A 4,823-nucleotide genomic window follows, 5' to 3' on the forward strand; every position below is an offset into this window, starting at 1 on the left:
CTGGTTCACCCGGAAAAATCCTGGGAAGCACTGGAAGAGATGGCCGGTCACGCCGAGAAGGTGCTGCAACTGCTGGAGCTGCCGTATCGCGTGATGGCGCTGGCCACCGGTGACATGGGCTTCTGCGCCGCCAAGACCTACGATCTGGAAGTGTGGCTGCCGGCCCAGAACACCTACCGCGAGATCTCTTCTGTCTCCAACTGCACCGATTTCCAGGCGCGGCGCATGCAGGCGCGCGTCCGCATCGACGGCAAGCCCCAGCTGCTGCACACCCTGAATGGCTCCGGCCTGGCCGTGGGGCGCACCCTGGTGGCCGTGATGGAGAACTATCAGCAGGAAGATGGCCGCATCGCCATCCCGGCAGCGCTGCAATCCTACATGGGCGGTCTGACCCACATAGGGTAAGCTCACGCCGCTGACTACAACGCCATGGCATTGCCATGGCGTTGTGCATTCTGGCGCCAATCAACCGTTTTAGTGCTGAAAAAATGCGGCTTTTCGGCGCCGCTTTGAACAGTTAACACATTTTTATCAAGCATTGCGCAATCGTTTTTGTTAGACTGCGCCGCAATTTCGCAGGACACTTTTCTCTATGGTCTGGATTGATTACGCCATCATCGGCATCATCGGCTTTTCCGCCCTCATCAGCCTGGTGCGCGGCTTTGTCAAGGAAGCCATGTCGCTTGTCACCTGGTTTATCGCCTTCTTCATCGCCAGCCATTTCTATCCCGATCTCGCCATCTATTTTACCTCTTTCTCGGATCCCATGGTGCGCAACGGCCTGGCCATCGCCGCTCTGTTCGTGGCGACCCTGATCCTGGGCGCCGTGGTGAACTACGTGGTGGGGCTGCTGGTTGAAAAGACCGGCCTGTCAGGCACGGATAGGGTGCTCGGCATCTGTTTTGGCGCCATTCGCGGGGTACTGGTTGTCAGTGCCCTGCTGTTTTTTATGGATACCTTTACCAGCCTCTCCCAGAGCGACTGGTGGGTGGTGTCCAAACTGGTTCCCGAGTTCAAACCGGTGATCCAGTGGTTTTTCGGGTTCATGTTGAACTCGTCCAGTTATCTTAAACAGGTATAGTGACTTCGAGGTAGCAAAGACATGTGTGGTATTGTCGGTATAGTTGGCACCACCCCCGTCAATCAGGCCCTCTACGACGCCTTGACGGTGTTGCAACACAGGGGACAGGATGCCGCCGGGATCGTGACCATAGACAGTGGAAACTTCCGGCAACGTAAGGCCAACGGCCTGGTGAAGGACGTGTTTGAAGTGCGTCACATGCAGCGTCTGCAAGGGAACATCGGCATAGGTCATGTCAGATATCCCACCGCAGGCAGCTCAAGTGCCGCTGAAGCCCAACCTTTTTACGTGAACTCCCCCTACGGCATGGTGCTGGCCCACAACGGCAACCTCACCAATGCCAAGGATCTCAAGGAGCAGCAGTTCAAGGTGGCCCGTCGCCACATCAACACCACCTCCGATTCGGAAGTGCTGCTGAACGTGCTGGCCCACGAACTGGATCTGTGCGACAAGATGGCACTGCGGCCGGAGGATATCTTCTCTGCGGTGCGCAAGACCCATCAGCAGATCCGCGGTGCTTATGCCGTGGTCTCGCTGGTGATTGGTCACGGTCTCATCGGGTTTCGCGATCCCAACGGCATTCGTCCGCTGATCCTGGGTCGTCGGGCCGATGAGCAGGGCCAGGTAGAGTACATGCTCGCCTCCGAGAGCGTGGCGCTGGACGCCATCGGTTTCGAGACGGTACGTGACGTCGCCCCCGGTGAAGCCATCTACATCACCGAGCAGGGACAGCTCTTCTCCGAGCAGTGTGCGGAAAATCCGCAGATGAGCTCCTGCATCTTCGAATACGTCTACTTCGCCCGTCCCGATTCATGCATCGACAAGGTCTCCGTCTACGCCGCCCGCCTTAACATGGGTCGCAAGCTGGGTCAGAAGATTGCACGTGAGTGGGAAGATCTGGACGTGGATGTGGTCATTCCCATCCCCGAGACCTCCTGTGACGTGGCGCTGGAGATAGCCCATACCCTCGACCTGCCTTACCGTCAGGGCTTCGTGAAGAACCGCTACATAGGCCGTACCTTCATCATGCCGGGTCAGACCCAGCGCAAGAAGTCGGTACGTCGCAAGCTCAATGCCATCAGCTCGGAATTCAAGGGCAAGAAGGTGTTGTTGGTGGATGACTCTATCGTGCGCGGCACCACCTCGGAGCAGATCATCCAGATGGCCCGTGAAGCGGGGGCGGCCAAGGTTTACTTCGCCTCGGCGGCACCGGAGATCCGCTTCCCCAACGTCTATGGTATCGACATGCCCACTGCCAACGAGCTGATCGCCCACGGTCGGGAAGTGGAAGAGGTGTGCAAGCTGATCGGTGCCGATGGTCTGATTTTCCAGGATTTGGAAGATCTGGAAGAGGCGGTGCGGGAGATCAACCCCGAGCTGCGTCACTTCGAGACCTCGGTGTTCAACGGTCACTATGTCACCTCCGATGTGGATCAATCTTATCTGGACCACCTGAATGCCTTGCGCAGCGACGACAACAAGGCGGTGCGTGAGTGGCAGGAAGGCACCAGCAACCTGGAAATTTTTAACGAAGGTAGTTAAACGTTTTCGTTGTTCATGAAAGATATGAGATGGGGGCCGCGGCCCCCATTGTCGTGTCTGGGCGGAGCAGCAGAGGGGTATTTGCTGTAAAAATAATCACTTATACCGCAGGGTGTGGGCAGTGGCGGCGGGATCCGCTAGCATGGGCAGCCGCGCACCTATCGCGCCGCCGTATCAACCAGAACAGACGAGAATTCAGATGGATGACCTGCTAGCCCCCGTGCACCAGTTTTTGCAGTGTGAGACCCCGGACGAGTGGGTAGCCATGGCGCGAGATCCCGCCCATCTGCCTACCCTGCTCATCGATCACGCGAACTGCGAGAACAAGGCTGCGCTCACCGCCCACAGCCTGGTGCGGCGCTACTGCCTGCCCAAGGGCAAGCGCCATCTGTTGCCCAAGCTGGCATTTTATCGGGAGCTGGATGCCATCCCGGAGAAGGCCGAGATCCTGGGCAAGCGCAGCATGGGGGAGTCTGATCGCACCGTGTTCGAGGAGCTGGCACGCAATCCGCTGCTGTTTCCCATGGTGCGGCTCATCCAGGAGGAGCTGCACCACTTCGAGCAGGTGCTGGCGCTGATGGCTGCGCGCAACATCCCCTATGGCCCCGTGACCGCCTCCCGCTATGCCCGCAACCTGATGCAGCATGTGCGCACTCACGAGCCTGCCACCATAGTCGACAAGTTGATCATCGGCGCCTACATAGAGGCGCGTTCCTGCGAGCGCTTTGCCAAGTTGGCGCCTCATCTGGACGAGGAGCTGGGTCGCTTCTATGTCTCCCTGCTGCGTTCGGAGGCGCGCCACTATCAGGACTATCTGGCCTTGGCCGAGCAGTATGCGGGGGAGGATATCCGTGAGCGGGTCGCCTACTTTGGCCGGATTGAAGCAGAGCTTATCTGCTCGCCGGATCCGCAGTTCAGGTTCCATAGCGGGCGGCCTGTCAGATCTGACAATGGTTGACGTAAGAGGCGCGGCCTACCATGGCCATGTTCCTACTACGAGCGATGCATTCATTTTTGAGCGCAATTCCCGGCCCTTGAGCCGGGATTTTTTTAGGCTTTTTCAAGCAGATGACGAAGAGGGGTGGCTGGTACCAGGGTCGGCTCCGGCCTGGGGATCAGCGGCGGTATTCGTTGTTGTAGTTCTGGATCAGGCGGCGCGTCACCTCGTGCTGGGGATCGGCGAACACCTTGAGCGTCTTGCCACGCTCCACCACCCGTCCTTCGTGCATCACCAGCACCTCGTCACTGATGTGGCTCACGACCCCCAGATCGTTGGCCACCAGTACATAGCTCAGCCCCATGGTCTCCTGCATCTCAAGCAGCAGGTTGATGATCTGGGAGCGTACCGAGATGTCCAGGGTGGAGAGTGCCTCATCGGCTACCACGATTTTGGGATTGAGAATGAGTGCCCGGGCCAGCGCCACCCGCTGCTGTTGACCGGCGGAGAGCATCTGCGGATAGAAGAGGGCGTGATCCGGCAACATGCCCACCATGCGCAGGGTCTGTACCACCTTGTCGTGCCGCTCCTCGTCGCTCATCTCTGTGTTGAGCCGCAGCGGTGTCTCCAGGATCTGGCCGACCCGGATCTTGCGATTGAGAGAGGAGTTGGGGTCCTGGAAGATCATCCGCAGCAGCTTGCAGCGGGTCTGATAGTCGCCATGGACCAGCGTCTGACCCTCGATGGCGATCTCGCCGGCGGTGGGTTCTATCATGCCCGCCAGGATCCGCGCCAGCGTACTCTTGCCGGAGCCGGCCTCGCCGACGATGGCCAGGGTCTGGCCGACCTCAAGGTCAAACGAGAGCGGCTTGATGGCTTCGACCGCCTGACGCCGAAACAGGCCGGTGCGGTTCTGATAGGTCTTGCTAAGGCCTCTGACCTGCAGCAGGGAGGGTTCGATCACTGTCCTGGCTCCTTGGTGGCAGAGCATGCGGCCACGGGCTGATAACGTGTTGAATTCATTTTTTCGGCTCTTCCATGTTCAGCGGGAAGTGGCAGCTGAACTGGTGCCCTTTGATCTTGCTCATCAGCGGCGTCTGTACGCACTGTTTCTGGGCATAGGGGCAGCGGGGACCGAGCCGGCAACCGATGGGCAGGTGCTGTAGCGGCGGTATCACCCCGGGCAGGGTTTCGAGCCGTGACTTGTGGCGCACCAGCTTGTCAAAGTCGGGAATGGACTTGAGCAGGGCATCGGTATAGGGG

At 59.1% G+C, this 4,823-nt stretch carries 6 protein-coding genes; 4 read left to right on the top strand and 2 right to left on the bottom strand.

What is annotated here, in order from left to right; all coding sequences use genetic code 11:
* The 4 genes from AAC083_RS23070 to miaE all read left to right on the top strand — a co-directional run.
* A partial coding sequence (locus tag AAC083_RS23070) for an aminoacyl--tRNA ligase-related protein (RefSeq protein WP_308811010.1) occupies positions 1–405 on the top strand: 405 nt, incomplete at its 5' end.
* A 187-nt stretch (positions 406–592) separates the two neighbouring features.
* Complete coding sequence (locus AAC083_RS12090) at positions 593–1,081, top strand: CvpA family protein (protein ID WP_042035415.1); 489 nt, start codon at positions 593–595, stop codon at positions 1,079–1,081.
* A gap of 21 nt (positions 1,082–1,102) precedes the next feature.
* Entirely contained in the window at positions 1,103–2,623 is a 1,521-nt protein-coding gene (gene purF / locus AAC083_RS12095) for an amidophosphoribosyltransferase (protein ID WP_042035416.1), read from the top strand.
* Between the two features lie 199 nt (positions 2,624–2,822).
* Positions 2,823–3,581 (top strand): tRNA isopentenyl-2-thiomethyl-A-37 hydroxylase MiaE, encoded by a 759-nt coding sequence (miaE, locus tag AAC083_RS12100; RefSeq protein WP_108536729.1) that lies wholly within the window; start codon positions 2,823–2,825, stop codon positions 3,579–3,581.
* Positions 3,582–3,738: 157 nt separating this feature from the next.
* On the opposite strand, the gene AAC083_RS12105 is transcribed toward miaE, so the two are convergent.
* Together AAC083_RS12105 and AAC083_RS12110 are read right to left on the bottom strand one after the other, a co-directional pair.
* Entirely contained in the window at positions 3,739–4,524 is a 786-nt protein-coding gene (locus AAC083_RS12105) for a peptide ABC transporter ATP-binding protein (protein WP_042035419.1), read from the bottom strand.
* Between the two features lie 55 nt (positions 4,525–4,579).
* A partial coding sequence (locus AAC083_RS12110) for an oligopeptide/dipeptide ABC transporter ATP-binding protein (RefSeq protein ID WP_339735813.1) occupies positions 4,580–4,823 on the bottom strand: 244 nt, incomplete at its 5' end.

It is taken from the genome of Aeromonas sp. HMWF014, from assembly GCF_963878295.1.
GTDB classification, from domain to species: Bacteria; Pseudomonadota; Gammaproteobacteria; order Enterobacterales; family Aeromonadaceae; genus Aeromonas; species Aeromonas popoffii.